Below are 21454 nucleotides of genomic sequence, written 5' to 3' on the forward strand. Positions count from 1 at the left end.
GGCGTCGGGGACGCGCGCCAACTCGAACAACTCCTCGCCCGCGCCGTGGCGAACTGGGCGTTCCGCACTTACCGCCGCAAACCCCTCATCATCCCCGTCATCATCGACGCCTGAACCACAGCCCGGCAGCACGTCCCCGGTTCCGGCCGCGCCCCCGGGCATCAAGGCCGGGCCCGGGAGTCAGCAGCCACCCCAGGAGACCGGGATCAGAGACGCCATCCGCCGCCCCCGGAACGTGGCCCAGTCCACGACGGCCTGGAACAGGCCCGTCACCCGGGCGGGGCCGCGGTGGGCGGCCCCGCCCGGGTGACGGGTTGAGGGTGCTTACTTCAGCCCGAAGGCGCGGGTGATGCTTTGGGTGACGCTGTTGCCCTGGTCGTCGTGTGCGGTGGTGCGCAGGGTGCCGTACCCGGCGTGGGCCGGGGCGTGCAGTGCGGTCTTCCAGCCGTCACCGATGTGGTTGAGCGCCGCATGCTCATACGGCGGTCACGGCTCGGCGTCAGTCCGCGCCCCCCGCAGCCGGGCAAGCTGGGCGGGCGGGTTGGAGCCGCAACCGCCGCCGTGGTCGGCGAAGGGCCACACCGTCATGGTCCGGTCCTCGCCCGCGTAGCGGTTGAAGGCTGCGTGCACCGTCTGCGGCGGGCAGATGGGGTCCATCAGGACGACGCTGAACAGGGCCGGCGCGGTGGCCCGCTGGGCGAAGTTGACCCCGTCGAAGTAGTCGAGGGTGTCGAGGGTCGACTGCGCGCGGTGCAGTGCTGTGCCAGCGCAGGTACCTGACGATCTCCAGGTAGGGCCCTTCCAGGGCGGTCTGCGCGGCCTTGCGGAAGTGGCACAGGAACGGCACGTCCGGCATCACCGCCGCCACGCGGTTCCCGCTGAGACCGGCGACGGCGAGCGCCAGGCCGCCGCCCTGGCTGCCGCCGGCCAGCACGATCCGGTTGCCGTCGAGACCGGGCAGTTCCGCGACTGCGTCCACGGCGCGCATGCAGTCGGTGATTGAGCACGGGCGCCCAGGCCTGCAGCGAGTTGGCCCCCCGCTCGGCCGTGCTGATCACCGGCGGTCGGTGGTAGTGGAAGGCCCGCAGCTCGGTCGAGACCGCGTCGGCGACCTGGCGCACCAGGTCCACGTCCGAGCTGGCGCCGAGGCCGACGGCCTTCGGGAAGACGGTCACGGCCCCGAGCCACGAGACGCCGCGCAGGCCTCGCTGCCGGTGTGCAAGGAGGCGACGCCGAGGCGCGGCACGGCCGGTGCGTACTGATGCAGCATCGCGAGCCGTTCGTCGAGTGTGAGCCGTTCGACCAGGTCGTCGACGCGCATCGACATCGGCAGGGCGGGTCACGGAACGAGGCCGGTCGGTAGCGGGCGGGAGAGCAGAACTCACGGGGTGACGGTCTCGATGTGCCCGAATCCAAACGGAAGTTGGTGAAGCGCATCGACGCTACCACCCCCCATCCAAGGGTGTCAATGACCCGAGCTGACGAAGGTTTCTTTGAGTTCAGCCCCCTTGTTTCCACTGAAACATCTCATTAATTTCCCTCCCAAGTGAAGCGCTTCGACAACGGAGCGTGACCCGTGCGTTCCGAATGCGAAAGGGCTACCCCATGAGTCAAGAGTTGAGCCGCAGAAGTTTCGTCGGCGCGGCCACGACCGTCGCGGGAGTCGCCGCGGCAGCGCCGCTGTTGTCCGCCTGCGGAGGCGGGGGCGATCAGCGCACCGGTGCCAACACCGAGTCGGGCCTGAAGGCGGCCCTGCCCGCCTACGTGCCGATCAACCCGGTCAAGCCGGACATCGCGCCCGTCACCGGAAGCGACGGCGCGGTGACCGACCCGGGCTTCCTGCGGTACCCGTCCGAGCGCGCCACCACCGTCAAGGGCGTACCGGGCAAGGGCGGCAGCTACACCGCGGTCACCCCGCTGGGGGGGCACGGTCCCGATGCCGGGCAACTCGTTCTACGAGGCCATGAACAAGGCCCTCGGCATCAAGCTCATGATGAAGCCGGCGGGCAGGCCGTGAACGTCAAGCGCCTGTACAAGCCGGTGTTCTGGGGCATGAACATCGCGATGCCGCAGGCGATGTCCACGGCCGGAGCCGCGCAGTCCGTCAACGACGTCGTCAGGGGCTGCTACTTCGGCAAGAAGAAGGTCAAAGACGTGCAGGAGGCGATCGCCTCCTGGAAGTCGAGCAGCGGGGACCGGCTCAAGCGCTGGATGACCGAGAACGTCCTGGAGAAGTACGGGACCGGCCAGTGAGCACGACCGACGCACCGCACGCGGCGCGGCCCCGTCCGGCGCGCCCTTCCACCGAGCGTCCCGAGGCGGAGCGCGGTCCTGGCCCTCCTGTGGACCATCGTGGTGACCAGCCTCTCCACGTCGGGCGCCATCAACCGGGCCGGCGGCCTGGTCCTGTGGCCGGACGGCCTGACCCTGCGGTCGTACCGGGAGATGACCTGGAGGCAGATCTCTTCGCCCTTCGAGAACGAGCCGCGCACCCTGCTCTTCGAGAGCGTCAACGAGCCGCTCTTCGACAATGCCACGGCCGAGCAGAAGACCAAGCTCCTCGACGAGCTGAACACCTCGTTCCACGAGATCGTCCGCTCTTCCGGCGGGCAGAACGCGAAGCGTCTGCTGGTGCTGCCGACGCAGTACTGCACTCCGGACCAGGCGGTCATGGACGACCTGTACACCACCATCAAGCGGCTCGACGACCCCAACCTGGTCGCCACGGTGCACTACTAACAGTGGTACCCCTTCAGCGTGAACATCGCGGGCGGCAGCCACTACGACGAGGCCGCCCAGAAGGATCTGACCGGCGCCTTCGCCCGGATGCACGACACGTTCGTCGCCAAGGGCATCCCCGTCTATCTCGGCGAGTACGGCCTCCTCAGCTATCCCGGCCAGAACCACCCGGACCGTGTCGAGCGGGGCGAGGCCCTGAAGTACTTCGAGCAGGTGGGCTACGCGGCACGGCAGGCCGGTGTCACCACGGCCCTGTGGGACCCCTTCTCCCACCTGACCGCGCCACCGGGCAGTGGCGGGACCAGGAGCTCTTCGACTGGATCAAGTCGAGCTGGACCACCCGCTCGGGCACGACGTCCTTCGACCGCGTCTTCGTCCCCAAGTCCGGCACGATCACGGACCAGTCGCTCACGCTCAACCCGCGGCGAACAGCATCCCGTACGTCGTCTTCGATCCGATCGACGACGTCCCCGACGGTGTCCCGTATGTCGGCGCCCCCCACTTCAAGGGCGGCCAGTCCGCGACACGCCATCTGATCGGCCTCGGCCACCGGCGCATCGCCATGATCAGCGGCCCCGATCACGCGTACTGCCTTGCGCGGATGGCCGGTTACCGCTCGGCGCTGGAGGCGGCCGGGCTTTCTGTGGACCCGGAGCTGATCGTCCGTATGCAGCTCACCCGGGAGGACGGGCAGGCCGCGGCGAGCGCACTGCTGGCCCGCCCCGACCGGCCGACCGCGATCTTCACCGCGAACGAGCTGCAGACGCTCGGCGTCTATCAGGCGGCGCGCCAGGCCGGGCTGCGCATCCCGGAGGACCTGAGCGTGGTCGGCTACGACGACGTGCCGGTCACGGCCTGGGTGGACCCACCGCTGACGACCGTGCACCAGCCACTGACCGAAATGGCCGCGACCGCAACGGAGTTGGCCCTGGCTCTCGGTCGCGGCGAGAAGGTCCCCCAGCTCGGCCTGGAGATCGCCACACACCTCGTGGTCCGCGAGAGCACGGCCCCGCCGCCGCAGGACTGAGTGTCCGGGTACGGGAGCAGCGCCCCGCACCCGGACACATTTCCAGAGTTCATGTTTCTCTTTCTGTTTCGCTCGGCGCGGCAACCTCGCGCCCGTCGGTGGCGACTGCAGTGGGCGAAGTCCATGCCCACCGACCACGACAAGGTGCTCGCCCGCTTCAGGTCCACCTGGGCACAGATCGCGGACACGTTCCGCGACACATCCGCAAAGCTGGTCTTCGAGAGCGTCAACGAGCCCCAGTTCGACAACGCCGACGCCGCCAGGAAGGCCAAGCTGCTCGACGAATTGAACACGGCCTTCCACAGCGTCGTCCGCGCGTCGGGAGGCACCCCCGCACAGCGAGGCGACCCTGTCCATCGTGGGCAGCACCAACTGATCCCAGGACGCCCCCATGTCAGCCCTCCCCCGGCGCCCCGAGCCCGGTCAGGGCGCCGACCGGGTCCGGGTCGGGGGTGCCCCGGGGCCACCAGTCGTCGCGGCCCGGTTCCGACTCGTACGCGTACCACAGGCCGTCCTGGCCGAGACGGAGCTGGACATGGCCGTTCGGGTGGATGAGGCGGTTGCGCCACGGGCGGAAGGCGGGCAGGTCCGCGGCCAGGAGCAGGGGGCGGGCGCGGTCGAAGCGGCCGGCCGGAGGGTCCCAGGGCTCCTCCAGTACGGCGAGGGCTTCCCTCCCGCCCTGCCGCCAGGCGGCGACCGCCCGCGCCAGGTCGGCCGGTGTCCGCCCGGTGGCGGCGGCCAGCGACGCGTACAGCGCCCGGCTTCCGGCGGTGAGGCCCGAGCCGGGGCGGGCGGCGGCGAGCCGTACCGCGTCCTGCCAGAGCGTCAGTTCCACGACCGGGTCGTGCCCGGTGGTCAGCAGGGCGTGCGCGCGGGCGGCGGCGTCCGTGGCGAGCTGGTCGAGCGCGAACGAGTCGGGGCCGCCCGGGGCGTCCGGGTAGACCGGCGGCTGCTCGGGGTGGGCGGGCGGGGGCAGGGGCGCGGGGAGCGGCGGCCGGATGCGGCGCGCCAGGGCGTCCCGGGCGCGTATCCCGGGGGCGGGAGCGCGCTTGCGGTCCCGGTCGGCCCGGGCCGCGCGGGCCGCGCGGGCCGCGTTGCGCCGCGACAGGGCGTCCAGCAGGTCGCGCTCGCCACGGCCGCGCAGCAGGAGCAGGATGAAGGGGTCGCGGTCGAGCAGGTGGGCGGTCTGGTAGCAGACGGCGGCCGCGTGCTTGCAGGGGTGGCCGAAGTCGGGGCAGCTGCAGTGGGGTTCGAGGTCGCCGGCGCCGGGGAGCAGGCGGACCCCGCACTCGGCGAGGGACTGCGGCATCTGCTTGTCCAGCAGCGCGGCTATGTGCGTGGGCCGCTCGGCGGCGGCGTCCAGGAAGAGGTCCCACTCCTCGTCGGAGAACGTCCTGAGCCGCACCTGCACGCGGTACGGCCGGGGCCGGCTGCCTTGCACGTACGCCAGCACGAGCCCCGGGGTGACGGTGATGGCGTCCACGTTCCCCCGCCCCGCGTACGCCCTCCCCCGCGCCAGGCGTGCCGCGTCGAGGGCCCCTTCCTCCAGCGCGGACACCCAGGCGTTGCCCCACCACGTCTCGGCGAACCGGTCGCGGTCACGCACCGGACGGGCGGGCAGCGCCGCGAAGGTGCGCCGCAACTCGCCGTCACGGCCGGGGGCGGCCATGGACCGCGGGTAGCGCGGGGGGACCGGGGGCGCGGCGGACGGAGTGGGGCGGGGCCTCGGGGACTGTTCGGATGTGCCCTGCCGCACCTGTGTGACCGGGCTCGGTGTCTCGTGCGGGGAGGGCGAGGGCGCCCCGCGCCGCTCGCCGGACTCCTGCTCGGCGGACGCGCTCCTGCTCCGCGGTGCCGCCGACGCCGGCAGTTCGAAGGCACCGGCGAGGAGCGCCCGTACGTCCCGGGCCTGGCGTCCGCCCGCCGGAGGTCGAGTGCTGCGGCGGCCCCGAGCACCCGTCGTCCTCGGTGCGGCGACGGCTCCCCGGAGGGCTGGGGTCTCCTCGGTGCCGGACGGCTCGGCAGCGCCCCCCTGGGAGCGGGCCGGCGCCGGGCTGCCGGACCGGCGCCCCGCCTCGGCCGCCGTGGCGCGGCTCTCCGTACGTTCCCGTTCCGCTTCCTTCCGTGCCGTCCGCAACGCCTCCCGTGCGATGTCACCGGGCCGCGTGCCGGGCGCGGTCTCCCGCGCAGCGGCCGGGGGCGCGGTGGCCGGTAGCGCTGTGGCCTCCGGCGCTTCCTCCGGTTCTCCCTCCTTCGGCACCTCCCCCGGCTCGTCCGCCCGCCGGGTGCTCCGGCGCTCCGCGTTCGCCCGCCGCAGGGCCGCGCGCGCCGCGTCGCCCGGCCGGGGGGTCGTCCGCTTCGCCTCCGGCTCGGGGAGGGCGACGTCCGCTCCCCCGGCGGAAGGCCGGGCCCCGGCGGAAGGCTGAGCCCCGGCAGAAGACTCGCCCCCGGCAGAAGGCTCCACGCCTTCCGCCTCACCGTCGAGCCGCTCGCGCTCCCGTGCCGCGCGCAGCGCAAGGCGGGCCGCGTCGGCGGGGCGCGTCGCGTGGTCACCGCTCGGTTCCCCGCCCGCCCAGGGGCGTTCCTCCGCCGCCCCGTTCATGCCGTCCTCCTCAGCGACACCAGGTCCGCCAGCTCGCGGTCCGTCAGTTCCGTGAGGGCCGACTCGCCCGAGCCCAGGACGGCGTCCGCCAGCGCGCGCTTGGCCTGAAGCATCTCCGCGATGCGGTCCTCGACCGTGCCCTCCGTGATCAGGCGGTGGACCTGGACCGGCTGGGTCTGGCCGATGCGGTAGGCGCGGTCCGTGGCCTGTTCCTCCACCGCCGGGTTCCACCAGCGGTCGAAGTGGATGACATGGCCCGCGCGGGTGAGGTTCAGGCCGGTGCCCGCCGCCTTGAGGGAGAGCACCAGGACCGGGGTCGCGCCGCTCTGGAAGCGGTCCACCATCCGCTCGCGGTCGGGCACCGGCGTGCCTCCGTGCAGCAGGTCGACGGGCACCGCGCGGGAGGCCAGGTGCGTGGTGATCAGGCGGGCCATGCCGACGTACTGCGTGAAGACCAGCGCCGAGCCGTCCTCGGACAGCAGGGTGTCCACCAGCTCGTCCAGCAGGGCCAGTTTGCCGGACCGCGCGGTGAGGCCTCCGGCGGTCCTGGCGTCCTCCTTCAGATAGAGGGCCGGGTGGTCGCAGATCTGTTTGAGTGCGCTCAGGAGCTTCAGGACCAGGCCCCGCCGTGCGATGCCCTCCGCGGTCTCGATCGCCAGCATCGACTCCCGTACGACCGCCTCGTAGAGCGCGGCCTGCTCGCGGGTGAGCGGGACCGGGTGGTCCGTCTCGGTCTTCGGCGGGAGCTCGGGAACGATGCCCGGGTCGGACTTCTTGCGCCGCAGCAGGAAGGGGCGGACCAGGCGGGCCAGCCGCTCCACCGCCTGAGGGTCCTCACCGGTCTCCACCGCCCGCGCGTGCCGGGCGCGGAAGGACTTCAGGGGGCCGAGCAGTCCGGGGGTCGTCCAGTCCAGCAGGGCCCACAGTTCGGAGAGGTTGTTCTCCACAGGTGTGCCGGTGAGGGCGACGCGGGCCGGGGACGGGATGGTGCGCAGTGCCTTCGCCGTCGCGGAGTAGGGGTTCTTGACGTGCTGTGCCTCGTCGGCGACGACCAGGCCCCAGGTCTGTTCGGCCAGCCGGGGTGCCGCCGTCCGCATCGTGCCGTAGGTGGTCAGCACGAACCCGCCGTCCACGTCGTCCAGGGTGCGCTCCGGGCCGTGGAAGCGGCGGACCGGGACTCCGGGCGCGAACCGGGTGATCTCCCGCTGCCAGTTGCCGAGCAGGGACGCGGGGCATACCACCAGCGTGGGCTCGCGGCGCGCCCGGCGCAGATGCAGCGCGATGACGGTGACCGTCTTGCCGAGCCCCATGTCGTCGGCGAGGCAGCCGCCGAGACCGAGGGAGGTCATGAGGTCCAGCCAGGCCAAGCCGCGGAGTTGGTAGTCCCGGAGCCGGGCGGCGAGGCTCGGGGGCGGATCCACCGGGCCGATGCCGGCCGTCAGCCGGTCCCGCAGTGCGGCCAGCGCGCCGACCGGCACCGCCTGAACCGTCTCGCCGTCGACGTCCGCGGTCCCGGTGAGGGCGACGGCGAGCGCGTCCACCGGGTCGAGCAGACCCAACTCCCGCTTGCGGGCCTTGCGGACGAGCGCCGGGTCGACCAGCACCCACCGGTCGCGCAGCCGGACGACCGGGCGGTGGGCCTCCGCGAGGGCGTCCATCTCGGCCTCGCTGAGCGGATCGCCGCCGAGCGCCAACTGCCAGCGGAACCGCAGCAGTTCCTCGCTCTCCATGAAGCCGGTGCCGTCGGTCGCCGAACCGGGCGCCGGCCGTACGACCGCCGTCGCGGTCAGGTCGTGTGCCAGGTCCCGGGGCCAGTGCACCGCGACGCCGGCCGCGCCCAGCCGGGTGGCGGCGACGCCCAGCAGGTCGCTCAACTCGTCCTCGGACAGCGCCAGGACGTCCGGCACCTCCTGTTCGGCGAGCCGGTCCAGCGGGGGCCAGACCCGGGCCGCGCGGCGGACCGCGAGGGCCGCGTCCACGCGCGCGCGGGGGCCGAAGGCCGCGTCCGCCTCACCGGCCCACAGTGCGGCGACGTCCACGACCAGCGTCGGGTCGGCGAGGCTGTGCACCTGCACGATCGCCGCCCCGGCGCGGCCCGCTCCCTCGCCGCCGTCGAACAGGTCGTACGCCGACAGGTCCAGGCGCAGCGAGATCCGCACGCCCGCGTCCATGCCGGCGGCGACTTCGGCGGCCCACTCGTGCGCATCGGGCAGCGGCTGCGGCCCCTGGGCGGCGAACGGCCTGCCCGCGGTGTGGGCGGCGGCCGGGGTGCGCGGCAGGGTGTCCGCGACCGCGTCCAGGAAGGACCGGACCAGGGCCTCGGGCTCAGGCAGCAGCAGGGGACCTTTCCCGGGGAGCGGGACGGCATGGCCTTCGTAAGGCAGGGCGGCGGCGATGGCCCTGAGGTGGGTGATGTCGTCCGGCTCCAGGGGTCCGGCCCGCCAGGCGTCGTATCCGTCCGGGGTGAGCCCGGGCAGCAGCCGGCCGCGCGCGACGAGCCGCAGGGCGTGCAGAGCGGCCGCACCCCAGCAGGCGGTCGCGGGGTGGGCGGCGGGGGCGCGGCGGGCTCGCGCGAGCAGCGGCAGGGCCTCGGTGAGGGGCAGGGTCACGGCGGGCACGGTGCTTCTACGTGCTCCGGATCCGTGCGGCCGGACGACCGTCAGGTCCTCGGTGCCGTCCGGCGGCAGCGGGCCGCCGTCCGGGTCCCAGAAGGCCACCCGGCTCCGGCGGGGCAGCGGCGCGGGCAGGAAGACCGCGGCCAGGCTCTCCCATGCGGGCGCCCGCCCGGGCGCGGCCGCCTCGGCCACCTGCTCCGCCATACGTCCGGTCACCTCCCGCCGCTCGTTCGTGTCAGTCGTCTTCGACTCTACGGGCGGGGTCTGACAATCGGCTCCGGCCGCCGGCCGCCGGGTCCCGCGGGCGCGGGCCCGTCAGGGAATCATCGGTCCGGGGCTCACTGGTCGGGGGATCAGCGGTCGGGGGATCACCCGTCAGGGGACCGTCCGCGACACCACATACACCGTCGGGTGCTGGGGCTGGGACGTGTTCACGACGACATCCAAGGTGGGGGCGGGGTTCTTCTGCGCGTGGGTCAGGCCGTACCAGGGTCCCTGCGCCGTGAAGGACCAGCTGACGACGTGCTGGTCGCGCGTGCTGATGGCGATGTCGTTCGCCTTCAGCGAGGACCGGGTGGCCTTGAGGGTCGACAGGAACCGGTTCAGTCCGTCGTCGCTGGTGGTGAACTGCACGTACAGCCGGCTGGTCTTCCAGTTGTTCGTCTCGTACGACGCGACCTTCGTCGCGTCCGGCGGGATCCACACCTGGTAGAGGTGGCGCTGCAGCCACGAGGGCCGGCCGGGGACGAGGCCGGTCGCCGCGTACTTCGCCTCCTTGTCCTTGCCGCTGTTGCGGGACTGGTTGGCGGAGATGATCAGGTACCCGGCGGGCACGCCGATGAGCAGCACGATGATCAGCAGGGTCAGCGCCCGGCGGCGGATCGCGCGCCGACGGTCCTCCGGCGGGCGCGGCGGCTCGCCCGGGGGTGACGACGGGCGCGGCAGTGAGGCGGCGGCCGTCACAGCAGTCCCTCGGTGGTGCGGCGGGACTGCGCGTACCGCTCGTAGCGCTCGTACCGCTCCACCCGGCGCCGGTTGGCGCGGCGGAAGCGGCGGGCCACGAGCCGGGCGAGGTCCGCGGCGCCGACCATGCCGGCCTCGGGGCCGAGCTGGGCGCGGGCGATACGCGCCTCGGGGCGGTAGCCGCGGCCGGTGAGGTGGCGCTTGAAGGCGTCCCGGGCCGGGCCGATCAGCAGGTCGTCCGCCGCGCTGACGCCGCCGCCGATCACGAAGCAGGACGGGTCCAGGGCGGCCGCCAGGTTGGCGATGCCGACGCCGAGCCACTGGCCGATGTCCTGGAGCAGCTCGACGCACATGGCGTCGCCCTCACGGGCCAGGTCGGTGATCATCGGGCCGGTGATGTCGGAGATGTTGCCCTTGACGTGCTCGATGATCCCGTAGGCCACCGGGGAGTCGGCGGCGGCCAGCTCCCTGGCCTCTCGGACCAGTGCGTTGCCGGAGCTGTACTGCTCCCAGCAGCCGCGGTTGCCGCACGGGCAGCGGTGGCCGCCGGGCACGACCTGCATATGGCCGAACTCGCCCGCGACCCCGTACTTGCCGCGCTTGACCTGGCCGTCCTCCAGGATGGCGCCGCCGATGCCGGTGCCGAGGGTGATCATCACGAGGTGGTCCTCGCCGCGGCCGGCGCCGAAGCGCCACTCGGCCCAGGCGGCGGCGTTGGCGTCGTTGTCGACCAGGACGGGGACGGCGAGCCGCTCGGCGAGACGGTCGCGCAGGGGCTCGTTGCGCCAGGACAGGTGCGGGGCGAACAGGACGCGATTGCGGTCCGCGTCCACCCAGCCGGCCGCGCCGATGCCGACGGCGTGCACGTCGTGCCGGTCGGAGAGGTCCAGGACGAGCTCGACGATGGTGTCCTCGACGACCTTGGGGCTCTTGGACTTGTCGGGCGTCTCGGTGCGGAGCTTCTCCAGGATGTTGCCGTCGGCGTCGACGACGCCGGCCATCACCTTCGTGCCGCCGATGTCGATGCCGACCGTGGGGACGCGCGGCGCCGACAGATGGGAACGGCGCTCGCGCGTGCCGACGGTCCGCAGGACGGTGGCCCGGGCGGAGCCGCGGTGGGTGAAGTCGCGGTAGGTGCTCACCGGCCCGATTCTGCCGCACGCGCGCGTTGGCCTGCACTGTGGGCCCCTCCGCCGCTGGGGCCTCTGGGCGCGCAATGCAGGGGCGAGCCTACGGGGCGCGTTCCAACTCGTGGCGCAGATCGTCCAGCTCCTCACCGCCTGCCATCTGGCGTGTCAGCTCCTCCAGGGTGATCTCCTCACGGACGTGGTCGGCGATCATCGTGCCGCGCTTGAGGAGGACGAACCGGTCACCCACCAGGTACGCGTGGTGGGGGTTGTGGGTGATGAAAACAACACTAAGGCCCGCGTCCCGTGCGGTGGCCACGTATTTGAGGACCACACCTGACTGTTTGACGCCGAGTGCCGCCGTCGGCTCGTCCAGGACCAGGACCTTCGCGCCGAAGTACACCGCGCGTGCGATCGCCACGCACTGGCGTTCACCGCCCGACAGGCTCCCGATGGGCTGGTCGACGTCGCGCAGGTCGATGCCCATCCGCAGCAGTTCCTCGCGTGTCGTGCGGCGCATGAGGTCGACGTCCAGGCGCTTGAAGGGTCCCCTGCCCCTGCGGGGCTCGGAGCCGAGGAAGAAGTTCCGCCACACCGGCATCAGGCCCACGACGGCCAGGTCCTGGTAGACCGTGGCGACACCGCGGTCGAGGGCCTCGCGCGGGGAGGACAGACGGGTCTCCTCGCCGTCGATGCGCAGCAGGCCTTCGTCGTGCCGGTGCAGCCCCGCGATGATCTTGATAAGGGTGGACTTGCCCGCGCCGTTGTCCCGAGGACACAGGTGATCTCGCCCGGGTGGACCTCGAGGGAGACGCCTTCGAGGGCGCGGACGTTGCCGTAGTGCTTGCCGACGCCGGACAGCTCCACGAGCGCCGTACGTGTTGCGGTCTGCGTCACTTGGTGGCCTCCGCGCGCTTGCGGACCCAGGCGTTGAGCAGGGTCGCGAGGAGCAGCATCGCTCCGAGGAAGAACTTGAACCAGTCCGGGTTCCACTCGGCGAAGACGATGCCCTTGCCGGTCATGCCGAAGATGAACGCGCCCACCGCCGAGCCGGCCGCGGACCCGTGGCCGCCGGTGATCAGGCAGCCGCCGATGACGGCGGCGATGATGTAGATCAGCTCGTTGCCGACGCCCTCCCCGGACTGCACGACGTCGTACGAGAACAGCAGGTGCTGCCCGGAGATCCAGGCGCCGAGCGCCACGCCCATGTACAGGCCGGTCTTCGTCCTCGCGACCGGGACGCCGACCGCGCGGGCCGCGTCCTTGTTGCCGCCGACCGCGAAGATCCAGTTGCCGGAGCGGGTGCGCAGCAGGATCCAGGAGGCGAGGGCGACCACGGCCGAACCACCACAGAATGGTGATCTTGAAGTCGACTCCGCCGAGGGTGAGCGTCGAGGCGAACACGGCCCGCGCCGAGGCGAAGCCGTCCATGTCGGAGATCGACTTGGTGGAGACCGTGCCGCTGATCAGCTTGGTGAGGCCGAGGTTCATGCCGGTGAGCATCAGGAACGTACCGAGCGTGACGATGAAGCTCGGCAGTCCGGTACGGCTCAGCATGATGCCGTTGAAGGCGCCGACCGCCAGGGTGACCAGCAGCGACACCCCGACGCCGACTCAGACGTTCGCGGTCATCCGGTAGCTGAACATCGACGAGGCCAGCGCGGAGAACGTCACGAGGACGCCCGCGGACAGGTCGAACTCGCCGCCGATCATCAGCAGCGCGACCGGGACGGCCATGACGCCGATCGTCGAGGCCGCGTACAGGACCGTGCTGAGGCTGGAGGCGCGCAGGAAGCTGTCGGCGGCGATCGAGAAGAACAGGAAGACGGCGAGTGCGCCGACCACCGAGCCCAGCTCGGGCCGGCCGAGGAGCTTCTTCAGCGGTGAGGTCTTCAGGAGCCGTTCGTCCCGCGGCCGGCCGGGGCGCGAGTCTGCGTCGCGTTCCGGCGCGGAGGCCGGTGCGGTGGCGGTCATCGGGTTCCCCGCTTCGTGTACTGCTCGAGGGCGGCGGCCTGGTCCTTGGTGACGATCTGCGGTCCGGTCAGGACCGGCTTGCCGCCGCCGAGGGCGTTCGCGTTGTACTTGTGGAGCCAGAGCTGGTCGACCGCCTCGTAGCCCTGGAGGTAGGGCTGCTGGTCGACGGCGAAGCCGAGGGTTCCGTCCTTCAGCTCGCCGGCCACCTTGGCGTTGAGGTCGAAGGTGTCGATCTCCGCCCGGCTGCCGGCGTCGGCCTTGGCCTTCACCGCGGTGTCGGCGTAGGGGGCGCCGAGGGTGACGACGGCGTCGACGGACGGGTCCGCCTGGAGCCGGGCGCCGACGGCGGACTGCGCGTCGGGCATGTTCGTGCCGTTGACGTAGAGGTTCTCCACGGTGCCGTGGAAGGTCTTCCTGACGCCCGTGCAGCGCTGTTCGTGGCCGACGTTGCCCTGCTCGTGCAGCACGCACAGGACCTTCTTCCTGCCGCGCCTGTCGAGCTCGTCGCCGATGGCCTCGCCCGCGATGGTCTCGTCCTGGCCGATGTGGGTGAGCGCGCCGAAGGCCTTGGACTCGGCGGACCCGGAGTTCACGGTGACCACCGGGATGCCGGCCTTCTCCGCCCGGGTGACGGCGGCCTTCAGCGCGTCGGGCTTGGCCGGCGTGACGATGATGCCGTCCACCTTCTGGTCGACGGCTGCGTCGACGAGCTGCGCCTGCTGCTGCGCCTCGGCGCTGTGCGAGTACAGGAAGTCGATGTTGTCCTTGACGGCGGCCTGCTTGGCGCCGCTCTGCACGATGTCCCAGAAGGTGTCGCCATCACCTGAGTGAGTGATCATCGCGAAGGTCCGGCGGGGGGTGTTCACCGCTGCCCTGCCCTGGGCCGCGGCCTCGCGGGCGTCCTCGGCGCGCTTGCCGCCGTGGCTGCTGCAACCCCGCTAGCGAGAGGCCGAGCACTCCTGCGAGCGCGATGGTTGCCCAGGTTCTGGTCCGTGCCACGTGGCCGTGCCCTTTTTGCATGGTTCCTGCAGTTGCTTGGAACGACCAAGTATGGCCGACCGCTGATCGACGCCGCAGGTCAGGGCCTGTTAGGGGCGGGGACGGGGCATGGGAGGGAGGGAGTAAGGGGGGGCGGGGGGCAGCGTGCGCCCCCGGCGGCTCAGGAGCGTACGAGCAGCTGGAATTCGAACGAGTACCGCGAGGCGCGGTAGGTGTGGGTGCCGAACTCCACGGCGCGGCCCGTGTCGTCGAACGTGGTGCGCTGCATGGTGAGCAGCGGGGCGCCCTCGGGCTCGCCGAGGCGTTCGCCCTCGCCCCGCCCGGCGACGCGGGCCCCGATGGACTGCCGGGCGCTGTGCAGGGTGATGCCGGCGGCGCGCATCAGCCGGTAGAGGCCGGTGGCCTCCAGCTGGTCGCTGTCGAGGTCGAGCAGGCCGGTCGGCAGGTAGTTGCACAGATACGCCATCGGCTCGCCGTGCGCGAGGCGCAACCGTTCGACCTGGTGCACCTCAATGCCCTCGGGGACGCCGAGCGCGGCGGCGACCTCGGCGGAGGCGGGCGCGAAGGTGTTGACGAGGACCCGGGTCGCGGGGCGCTGCCCGGCCGCCTCCAGGTCGTCGTAGAGGCTGCTCAGCTCCAGGCCGCGCTTGACCTGGCTGTGGACGACCTGGGTGCCGACGCCGCGGCGGCGCACGAGCAGGCCCTTGTCGACCAGGGACTGGATGGCCTGCCGGACCGTGGGGCGGGACAGGCCGAGCCGCCCGGCCAGTTCGATCTCGTTCCCCAGCAGGCTGCCCGGTGTCAGCTCGCCGTGCTCGATCGCGGCCTCCAGCTGCTGGGCCAGCTGGAAGTAGAGCGGCACCGGACTGCTCCGGTCGACGCTGAGCTGGAGCGGGACGGTGGGGTCCACATCTGGTTTCGGCACGGGGCGAGCGTAGCTCCGGCGCTTGTTGACGGGAAGTTGTGTAGTCCGGTTGTCCGGACAAAGGATTGACATGGTGTGGGGTGCACCCCCACGTTGGACCCATGCGCATCGGACTGATCGGAGCGGGGCGTATAGGGACATACCACGCGGCTTCCCTCAGCCGTCACCATGAGGTGGGCTCGCTCATCATCACGGACGTCGACACCGCGCGGGCCCGTCAGCTCGCGGACCGGCTGGGCGCGACGGCGGCGCCCGGCGTGGACGAGATCTTCACCTGGGGCGTGGACGCGGTGGTCATCACCGCGGCGACCGCGGCGCACGGCGAACTGATCGGCCGGGCGGCGCGCTCCGGGCTCCCCGTGTTCTGCGAGAAGCCGATCGCGGTGGACCTGGCGGGCACGCTGGCCGCGCTCGCCGAGGTCGACGCCGCCGGGACGGTGCTGCAGATGGGCTTCCAGCGGCGGTTCGACGCGGGCTACGCGGCGGCGCGGGAGGCCGTGCGCTCGGGTCGGCTCGGGCGGCTGCACACGGTCCGCGCGCTGACGGCCGACCAGGCACCGCCACCGGCCGCGTATCTGCCGGTCTCCGGCGGCATCTTCCGGGACTGCCTCATCCACGACTTCGACATCCTGCGCTGGGTGACCGGCCGGGAGGTGGCCGAGGTGTACGCGACCGGGTCCGACGCGGGCGGGGCGATGTACCGGGAGGCGAACGACGTCGACACGGCGGCGGTCGTGCTCACACTGGCGGACGGCATACTCGCCACGGTCACGGCGACACGTACGAACGGTGCCGGTTACGACGTGCGCATGGAGCTGGCGGGCGAGCTGGACACGATCGCCGTGGGCCTGGACGACCGTACGCCGATCGCGTCCACGGAGCCCGCCGGTCCCCCGGCCGCGGACAAGCCGTGGACGGGGTTCCTGGAGCGGTTCGCGCCCGCGTACGAGGCCGAGGTCGCGGCGTTCGTCGAGGTGGTGCGCGGCGAGCGCGCCAACCCCTGCGACGGCGGCGAGGCACTGGAGGCTCTGCGCATCGCGGAGGCCTGCGAACTCTCACGCCGGGAGCGCCGCCCGGTGAACCTCGGGGAGATCCCGGGCGCCGGCCACTGACCGGCGGGACGGATCAGGTCCCGTCCGCGTGCGGTGGCGCGCCGGGTGTCGGGGCCGGCGCCGGCGGCGTGCGCCCTCAACCGGCGGCGTGACGGCGGGCGGAGAGACCGGTCGCCGGCCGCGACGCGCCTCACCGCGTCGACCGCAGCCGGGTATTCAGGGCCCGGCGCCGGGCTCCGACCGCACCGATACCCATAGGGCATCACAGCCGACCGAACAGGTCTTGGACGCCTTCCTCGGGTCCGGCGCACGCTGAATGCGACGTTCTGGACCGAACGAAAGGCAAGGCGATGAAGGTTTTCCTCACCGGTGGTTCCGGTTACATGGGCAAGGCGACGATCACCGCGCTGCTCAGGCACGGACACGCCGTCGAGGCACTGGCCCGCAGCGAACGCTCCGCGGACGCGGTCCGCGCACTGGGTGCCGTCCCGGTGATCGGCGGGCTGGACGACCTCGACGTGCTCAACGCCGCCGCGGCTCGGGCCGAGGCCGTCGTGCACCTGGCCCAGGCGGACAGCGGCGAGGCCGATCTGGCCGCCGCCGACGCCATGCAGGACGGCATCGGCACGGAGACGTACGTGCACACGGGCGGCACCTGGGTCTACGGCGACACAGACGGGGTGGCCGACGAAACCGCGCCCTGGAACCCGCCCGCCCTGGTCGCCTGGCGGCGCCCTGTGGAGGAGGCCGTCCTCCAGCGGGCGGCGCGCGGCGGACGGCCCGTGGTCGTCCAGCCCGGGCTGCTCTACGGCAGAGAGAACCGGCTGATCGACATGTTCTTCACCGCACCCGGCAAGCAGGCGGGCGCCATCCCCTATATCGGCGACGGCGCCAACCACTGGGCGCTGGTCCACGTCGACGACATCGCGGAGCTCTACGTCGCCGCCCTGAAGGCGAAGGCCGGTTCCGTCTATGTCGGCGTGGGCGGAGTGAATCCCACGGCCAAGGACGTGGCGCTGGCCATCAGCCGGTCGGCCGGCATCGACGGGAAGACGGAGTCGATCTCCCTGGAGCAGGCGCGGGAGCAGATGGGTCCCGCCGCGGACGCCTTCGCCCTCGACCAGCAGCTCACCCCGTCCCGCGCTCGCACGGAGCTGGGGTGGACGCCCGGCCACACCGACCCGCTGGCGGTCCTTGCCCGCGGCTGACAATCCGCGGTCGACCCTCAGCGCCGGGTTGGCGTGCCCCCTCTCGGCGGCGCGGCCGCCACGGTCGGAGGTAGATTCATCTGAAACGGAGACGGGCGGTGCGGAGCTGTGGACGTCGACCTGCGAAAGCTCAGGTACTTCGTTGCGGTGGCCGAGGAACTCCACTTCGGTCGCACCGCCGAACGCCTGCACATCGCCCAGCCGGTTCTGTCCCGGCAGATCCGCGCCCTCGAGGGGGAGCTGCGGGCGGAGCTGTTCGTCCGTGACCGCCGCGGCACCATGCTCACCCCGGCGGGCGAGCAGTTGCGGGAGGACGCACCCCCGCTCCTCGCCGTGTCGGAGGCACTGCTCCGGCGGGTCACCTCCGCGGCCAAGGGCACGCCCACCTTCACGATCGGCTTCATGCCCGGCATCACCGTGACGTCCGCGGTGCGCGCCCTGACCTCGCGCCGCCCGGGGCTCAACGTGCGGCTGCTGCGCACGAGCTAGTGCCGCGGCAGGCGACGTTTGCCCGTCAAGGAGCGGCGTCCGGTGCGTGCTCTGGGGGTACCCCCTGCTCGAAGAGCTTGGGGGAGTGCCGGCCGGAAGTCCTCGTACTGGATGTACTTGGGCTTCCGGCCGGTGCGGCGAGTGGGGGTCCCCCCTGCTCGAAGAGCTTGGGGGTGGGGGTCCCCCCTGCTCGAGCGGAGCCGAGAGCTTGGGGGAGTGCCGGGCGTCGCGACGGGGCGAACGTTGCCTGTTGCGGCACTAGGTCGACCAGGTGGAGGTGCTGCACGACGGCCGGGCGGACGTGAGCATCGTCCGTCTGCCGATCGACCAACAGGGTCTCCAGGTGGTGCCGTTGTTCCAGGAGCCCCGGGTCGTCGTCCTGCCCCTGGACCACCCCCTGGCCGGCAAGCAGTCGGTGGCCGTCGCGGACCTGGCCGCCGATCACCTGTTGCAGGACCCGGACGCCGTGCCGGAGTGGCGCGACGTGGCCCTCGAGATGCGCGAGCGGGACCGGCCCGAGGTGCCCCGGATCCATCAGGTCGAGGAGAAGCTGGAGCTCGTGGCCTCCGGAGCCGGAGTGTGTGTGATCCCGCTGTCCACGGCCGGCTTCTACACGCGCCCCGATGTCGTTCCCGTACCGGTCGAGGACATCGGCCCCAATCACGTGTGCCTGGCGTGGATGGCCACCCGGCGTTCCCCGCTCATCCACGAGTTCGCCGAGGCGGCTTCGAACATCGCGCCTCCCAGGTCCGACGCGATGCCGCAGTGACCGGGCGGCGGTCACGCCGTCACCGGGGATCTCCTTTCGGGGCCTGACCGCTGGGCACCGTGCGGCCCTACGGCGCCGCTCGTCCTGGCGGTCGTCTTCTCGGCCGCCCCGGAGAGCCGGGGCCCGGCTGAGTGCGGACCGGGTCCCCGGCTCGTGGTGGCCGCTCGGTCAGCAGCCGAAGTCGATCAGGTCGAACGTCGCGTAGTGGTCCGAGGTGTAGTAGTCCTCCTGGTACTCCTCGCCCGTGACGATGCGGCGGGCGCCGCGCGTGGAGGAGCCGGGGGTGATGACGGTGTACTCGTGGTAGTAGCCGTAGGACTGGCCGGGGAGTACGCCTTCGCGGTTGGAGAAGACGGTGCCGTCCTGCGAGTACGGGAAGGGGCCGCCCTGGTCGATCAGGTCGAGGGTGTCGTAGGCCTGGGACGGCAGGTCGCTGTAGCAGATGCTGCCGACCGAGGTGGCGGCGGCGTCCGCGGTGGTGGCGGAGACGGTGCCGCCCATGAGGAGGGCGGACAGGAGCGCGGCTGCGGCGCCGATCCGGGTGGCGCGTGTGGGGGTTGTCATGGCGGCATGATGACGCGCGTAGACCGTGGCATGTCAATGACAATCAGCGAGACTCTCACGTCGAGTGCCATCTGTTTTCGGCGAGTTAACCTGCCGCCTGCCGCCCGGGCGATCCGGGCCCCGGGGCGGCGGGCGGTCGCGGACGCGGCGGTCAGCCGCCCGCCGGGAGCTCGGTGGTCGGGCTCACCCCGCGTGGGTCGAGAACAGTCCGCCGGTCGGCCCCTGCTTGTCGCCTCCCTGCGCCTTCTTCAGCGCGTTGGCGAGGCTCTCGATGGTCAGGGACTGCAGGATGACGCGGCCGTTGCCCTCCAGGGTGGCCAGGGACAGGCCCTCGCCGCCGAAGACCATGTTCATGATCCCCTGGCGGTTGAGGCCGCCGACGCGCTGGACGCCGTACTGGATGCCCTCCTCGAAGGCCACGACGCACCCGGTGTCCACCTCGATGCGGCCGCCGAAGTCGGCGGGGTTGAGGTCGATGAAGTTGCCCGCGCCGGCGATGATCACGGTGCCGTGTCCGGTGAACTTCTCCAGGATGAAGCCCTCGCCGCCGCTCATGCCGGTGCGGCCGCCGGCGAAGGCGATGCCGAAGTCGACGGTCGACTCGGCGGCCACGAAGGCGTCCTTCTCCGCGAACCACGCGCGGGTGCCGTCGAGTTCCAGCGCCCGCATCTCGCCGGGCAGCACGCCCGCGAAGCCGACGGTGCCCTCGCCGCCCTGCGCGGTGAAGTACTGGAACGCCAGCGACTCGCCCGCGAGCGCGCGCTGGCCGACCTGCATGGCGGTGCCCATGGCCTGTCGCAGGAGGCCGCCCATGCCGCCGCCACCGGCTCCGCCCTGGGGTCGGCCACCGTCGTTCGACGGGCCGGACAGGCGGGTCTCCATGGTGACGTTCGTGGTCTTGAAGAGGAACTTGCCCGCCTCGCAGTACACGGTCTGGCCCGGGTGCAGGTTGACGACCGCCATCTGCATGGCGTTGCCGACGATTTCTTGCTGAAGAGTCACGCGAGGAGAACGCGACGGACGGGGCGAAGAGTTCCGGCCGTCCGAGGACGGTTCTCGTTCGCCGCCGGCCTGCCGACGCTCCGGCCGGCGTCGTACAGGTGCACGCGGCGTGAGACACGGGCGCGCACCGGTGCCGTCAGCCCGGCTGCGCCCCAGGCGCCCCACCGGCCCCCGTCGGACCGATGCGCCCCACCGGCCCCCGTCGGACCGATGCGCCCCACGCGCGCGTGGCGTGTGTCAGCCGCCCAGCTCCTGGTGGCGTGCCGCCAGCCGGTTCGCCCCGTCCTGTGTCAGGGAGCCGTGCAGGCGCAGGCGGGAGATGCCGCCGTCCGGGTAGATGTCCACGCGCGCGTGCGTGCCGATCGCCGGGGCCGGGAGGGCGAAGCGGTGGTTGGTGTCGGGCTCGAGGCGGGTGCGCGGGAGGATCTCGCGCCAGTCGCCGTCCTCACCGTCCTTGACCGAGACCGACGCCCAGCCCGCTGCGTTGCCCTTCAGGTAGGCCGTGTCGATCTCGATCGCCCGGATCTGCGCCTGCGCCGCCAGCCGGTAGCGGATCCAGTCGTGACCCCGGTCGCGACGGCGCCGCGTCTCCCAGCCGTCGTCCATCTTCCGGGAGCGGCCCGGCTGGATGGTGTTGGTGGCGGGCGAGTAGAAGAGGTCGGAGGCGTCCTCCACCCGGCCCCCGTTCTCCAGGGCCGCCACGTCGAAGGTGCCGAGCACCTCCAGCCACGCCGGGTCCGGCACCACCTCGCCGTGGACGCGCAGGCGTGCGATGCCCCCGTCGGGGTGCTGGTGGAGCCTCAGGTGGGTGAAGCGCTGCTCCACGTCCACCTCGAAGCCGTTGGCCGCGTGGCCGCCGACCGGGGTGCGCGGCACCAGCGTCGTCCACTTCACGTCGTCCCCGAGCAGTTCCTCCGGTGACGGGGAGCCGGCGACCGACGTGCCCTCGACGGAGACCGCCTGCGGGTAGTTGCCCCGGAAGTGGGCCGTGTCGACGACGATGCCCCGTACGACGCCGGGTGCGCCGAGGCGCACCAGCGCCCAGTCGTGGTCGTCCTCGGTGGGCCACGGGTGCCCGGCCGAGGTGCCCCGGCGGCGGCGCGTCTCCCAGCCGTCCATGACCTTGCCCTTGTGCCCGAAGTGCTCGGGGTCGAACTCGGCGCGCCCGGGAACCAGAAGGTTCTCGCGCTCGGCGAAGAACTCGTCGTTGGCGGCGATGACCCCGGCCCCGAGCCGGCGGTCGGCGAGGTCGGCGTACCGGGTGAAGGGGAAGTCGGCGCTGCGGTAGTCCGCGTAGGGGTCGCCGCCCCGGTACGGCTTCGCGTCGCCCGTGAAACTCGGAATCGCCGTCACGGTGATCAGTTCTTCCTTTCGGTGTCGCCCGCTGCGGGCCCGGGAG

At 72.3% G+C, this 21454-nt stretch carries 15 protein-coding genes and 9 pseudogenes; 9 read left to right on the forward strand and 15 right to left on the reverse strand.

What is annotated here, in order from left to right:
- The coding region (locus tag AB0N14_RS29655; protein WP_366028836.1) for a hypothetical protein at positions 1–114 on the forward strand (114 nt) is incomplete at its 5' end.
- A gap of 372 nt (positions 115–486) precedes the next feature.
- On the opposite strand, the gene AB0N14_RS29660 is transcribed toward AB0N14_RS29655, so the two are convergent.
- From AB0N14_RS29660 to AB0N14_RS29670, 3 genes and pseudogenes are all read right to left on the reverse strand, one after another.
- The gene (locus AB0N14_RS29660) at positions 487–756 is read right to left on the reverse strand and encodes an acetylxylan esterase (RefSeq protein ID WP_366028837.1); all 270 of its coding nucleotides are present in this window, start codon (positions 754–756) and stop codon (positions 487–489) included.
- Between the two features lie 61 nt (positions 757–817).
- Positions 818–988: pseudogene (locus tag AB0N14_RS29665) on the reverse strand (acetylxylan esterase); the annotation flags it as partial.
- 91 nt (positions 989–1079) lie between these two features.
- Positions 1080–1327 (reverse strand): annotated as a pseudogene (locus AB0N14_RS29670) (hypothetical protein); the annotation flags it as partial.
- Between the two features lie 278 nt (positions 1328–1605).
- Between AB0N14_RS29670 and AB0N14_RS29675 the strand changes: the two are divergent.
- From AB0N14_RS29675 to AB0N14_RS29690, 4 genes and pseudogenes are all read left to right on the forward strand, one after another.
- On the forward strand, positions 1606–2253 hold the full coding sequence (locus AB0N14_RS29675; protein ID WP_366028775.1) for a hypothetical protein: 648 nt from the start codon (positions 1606–1608) through the stop codon (positions 2251–2253).
- A 102-nt stretch (positions 2254–2355) separates the two neighbouring features.
- Entirely contained in the window at positions 2356–2739 is a 384-nt protein-coding gene (locus AB0N14_RS29680; protein ID WP_366028776.1) for a cellulase family glycosylhydrolase, read from the forward strand.
- A gap of 433 nt (positions 2740–3172) precedes the next feature.
- A pseudogene (locus AB0N14_RS29685) lies at positions 3173–3766 on the forward strand (substrate-binding domain-containing protein); the annotation flags it as partial.
- Positions 3767–3889: 123 nt separating this feature from the next.
- A pseudogene (locus AB0N14_RS29690) lies at positions 3890–4093 on the forward strand (cellulase family glycosylhydrolase); the annotation flags it as partial.
- 67 nt (positions 4094–4160) lie between these two features.
- On the opposite strand, the gene AB0N14_RS29695 reads toward AB0N14_RS29690, so the two are convergent.
- From AB0N14_RS29695 to AB0N14_RS29730, 8 genes and pseudogenes are all read right to left on the reverse strand, one after another.
- Entirely contained in the window at positions 4161–6368 is a 2208-nt protein-coding gene (locus tag AB0N14_RS29695) for an SWIM zinc finger family protein (protein WP_366028777.1), read from the reverse strand.
- The gene (locus AB0N14_RS29700; protein WP_366028778.1) at positions 6365–9187 is read right to left on the reverse strand and encodes a DEAD/DEAH box helicase; all 2823 of its coding nucleotides are present in this window, start codon (positions 9185–9187) and stop codon (positions 6365–6367) included. The genes AB0N14_RS29695 and AB0N14_RS29700 overlap by 4 nt, the downstream gene beginning before the upstream one ends.
- A 171-nt stretch (positions 9188–9358) precedes the next feature.
- The gene (locus tag AB0N14_RS29705; protein ID WP_366028779.1) at positions 9359–9946 is read right to left on the reverse strand and encodes a sugar kinase; all 588 of its coding nucleotides are present in this window, start codon (positions 9944–9946) and stop codon (positions 9359–9361) included.
- On the reverse strand, positions 9943–11088 hold the full coding sequence (locus AB0N14_RS29710; protein WP_366028780.1) for an ROK family glucokinase: 1146 nt from the start codon (positions 11086–11088) through the stop codon (positions 9943–9945). Before AB0N14_RS29710 ends, AB0N14_RS29705 begins: the two co-directional genes overlap by 4 nt.
- A gap of 88 nt (positions 11089–11176) precedes the next feature.
- Positions 11177–11970: pseudogene (locus tag AB0N14_RS29715) on the reverse strand (ATP-binding cassette domain-containing protein).
- Positions 11967–13047: pseudogene (locus AB0N14_RS29720) on the reverse strand (ABC transporter permease). The pseudogenes AB0N14_RS29715 and AB0N14_RS29720 overlap by 4 nt, the downstream one beginning before the upstream one ends.
- Positions 13044–14046, reverse strand: a pseudogene (locus AB0N14_RS29725) (sugar ABC transporter substrate-binding protein). Before AB0N14_RS29725 ends, AB0N14_RS29720 begins: the two co-directional pseudogenes overlap by 4 nt.
- 160 nt (positions 14047–14206) lie before the next feature.
- Positions 14207–14956 carry a GntR family transcriptional regulator gene (locus AB0N14_RS29730; RefSeq protein WP_366028838.1) on the reverse strand — a complete coding sequence of 250 codons (750 nt, stop codon included), beginning with the start codon at positions 14954–14956 and terminating at the stop codon, positions 14207–14209.
- A gap of 116 nt (positions 14957–15072) precedes the next feature.
- Here AB0N14_RS29730 and AB0N14_RS29735 point away from each other — a divergent pair, with 116 nt between their 5' ends.
- Positions 15073–16083, forward strand: a complete 1011-nt coding sequence (locus AB0N14_RS29735) for a Gfo/Idh/MocA family oxidoreductase (RefSeq protein WP_366028781.1) — start codon at positions 15073–15075, stop codon at positions 16081–16083.
- Positions 16084–16103: 20 nt separating this feature from the next.
- On the opposite strand, the pseudogene AB0N14_RS29740 reads toward AB0N14_RS29735, so the two are convergent.
- Positions 16104–16226: pseudogene (locus tag AB0N14_RS29740) on the reverse strand (DNA-binding response regulator); the annotation flags it as partial.
- Between the two features lie 147 nt (positions 16227–16373).
- On the opposite strand from AB0N14_RS29740, the gene AB0N14_RS29745 reads away from it, so the two are divergent.
- The 3 genes and pseudogenes from AB0N14_RS29745 (at position 16374) to AB0N14_RS29755 (ending at position 18489) form a co-directional block, all read left to right on the forward strand.
- Complete coding sequence (locus AB0N14_RS29745; RefSeq protein ID WP_366028782.1) at positions 16374–17231, forward strand: NAD-dependent epimerase/dehydratase family protein; 858 nt, start codon at positions 16374–16376, stop codon at positions 17229–17231.
- A gap of 108 nt (positions 17232–17339) precedes the next feature.
- Positions 17340–17717, forward strand: a pseudogene (locus tag AB0N14_RS29750) (LysR family transcriptional regulator); the annotation flags it as partial.
- Positions 17718–17991: 274 nt separating this feature from the next.
- Positions 17992–18489, forward strand: coding sequence for a LysR family substrate-binding domain-containing protein (locus tag AB0N14_RS29755; RefSeq protein ID WP_366028783.1), 498 nt, complete (start codon positions 17992–17994; stop codon positions 18487–18489).
- A 168-nt stretch (positions 18490–18657) separates the two neighbouring features.
- Here AB0N14_RS29755 and AB0N14_RS29760 read toward each other — a convergent pair whose 3' ends face one another.
- From AB0N14_RS29760 to alc, 3 genes are all read right to left on the reverse strand, one after another.
- Entirely contained in the window at positions 18658–19053 is a 396-nt protein-coding gene (locus tag AB0N14_RS29760) for a ribonuclease domain-containing protein (protein ID WP_366028784.1), read from the reverse strand.
- Positions 19054–19236: 183 nt separating this feature from the next.
- Positions 19237–20055: an AIM24 family protein gene (locus AB0N14_RS29765; RefSeq protein WP_366028785.1), complete on the reverse strand. Its 819-nt coding sequence runs from the start codon at positions 20053–20055 to the stop codon at positions 19237–19239.
- A 237-nt stretch (positions 20056–20292) separates the two neighbouring features.
- Complete coding sequence (gene alc / locus AB0N14_RS29770) at positions 20293–21408, reverse strand: allantoicase (RefSeq protein WP_366028786.1); 1116 nt, start codon at positions 21406–21408, stop codon at positions 20293–20295.
- Positions 21409–21454: the final 46 nt, after the last annotated feature.

Origin of the sequence: Streptomyces sp. NPDC051104 (genome assembly GCF_040682835.1) — a bacterium.
GTDB classification, from domain to species: Bacteria; Actinomycetota; Actinomycetes; order Streptomycetales; family Streptomycetaceae; genus Streptomyces; species Streptomyces cynarae.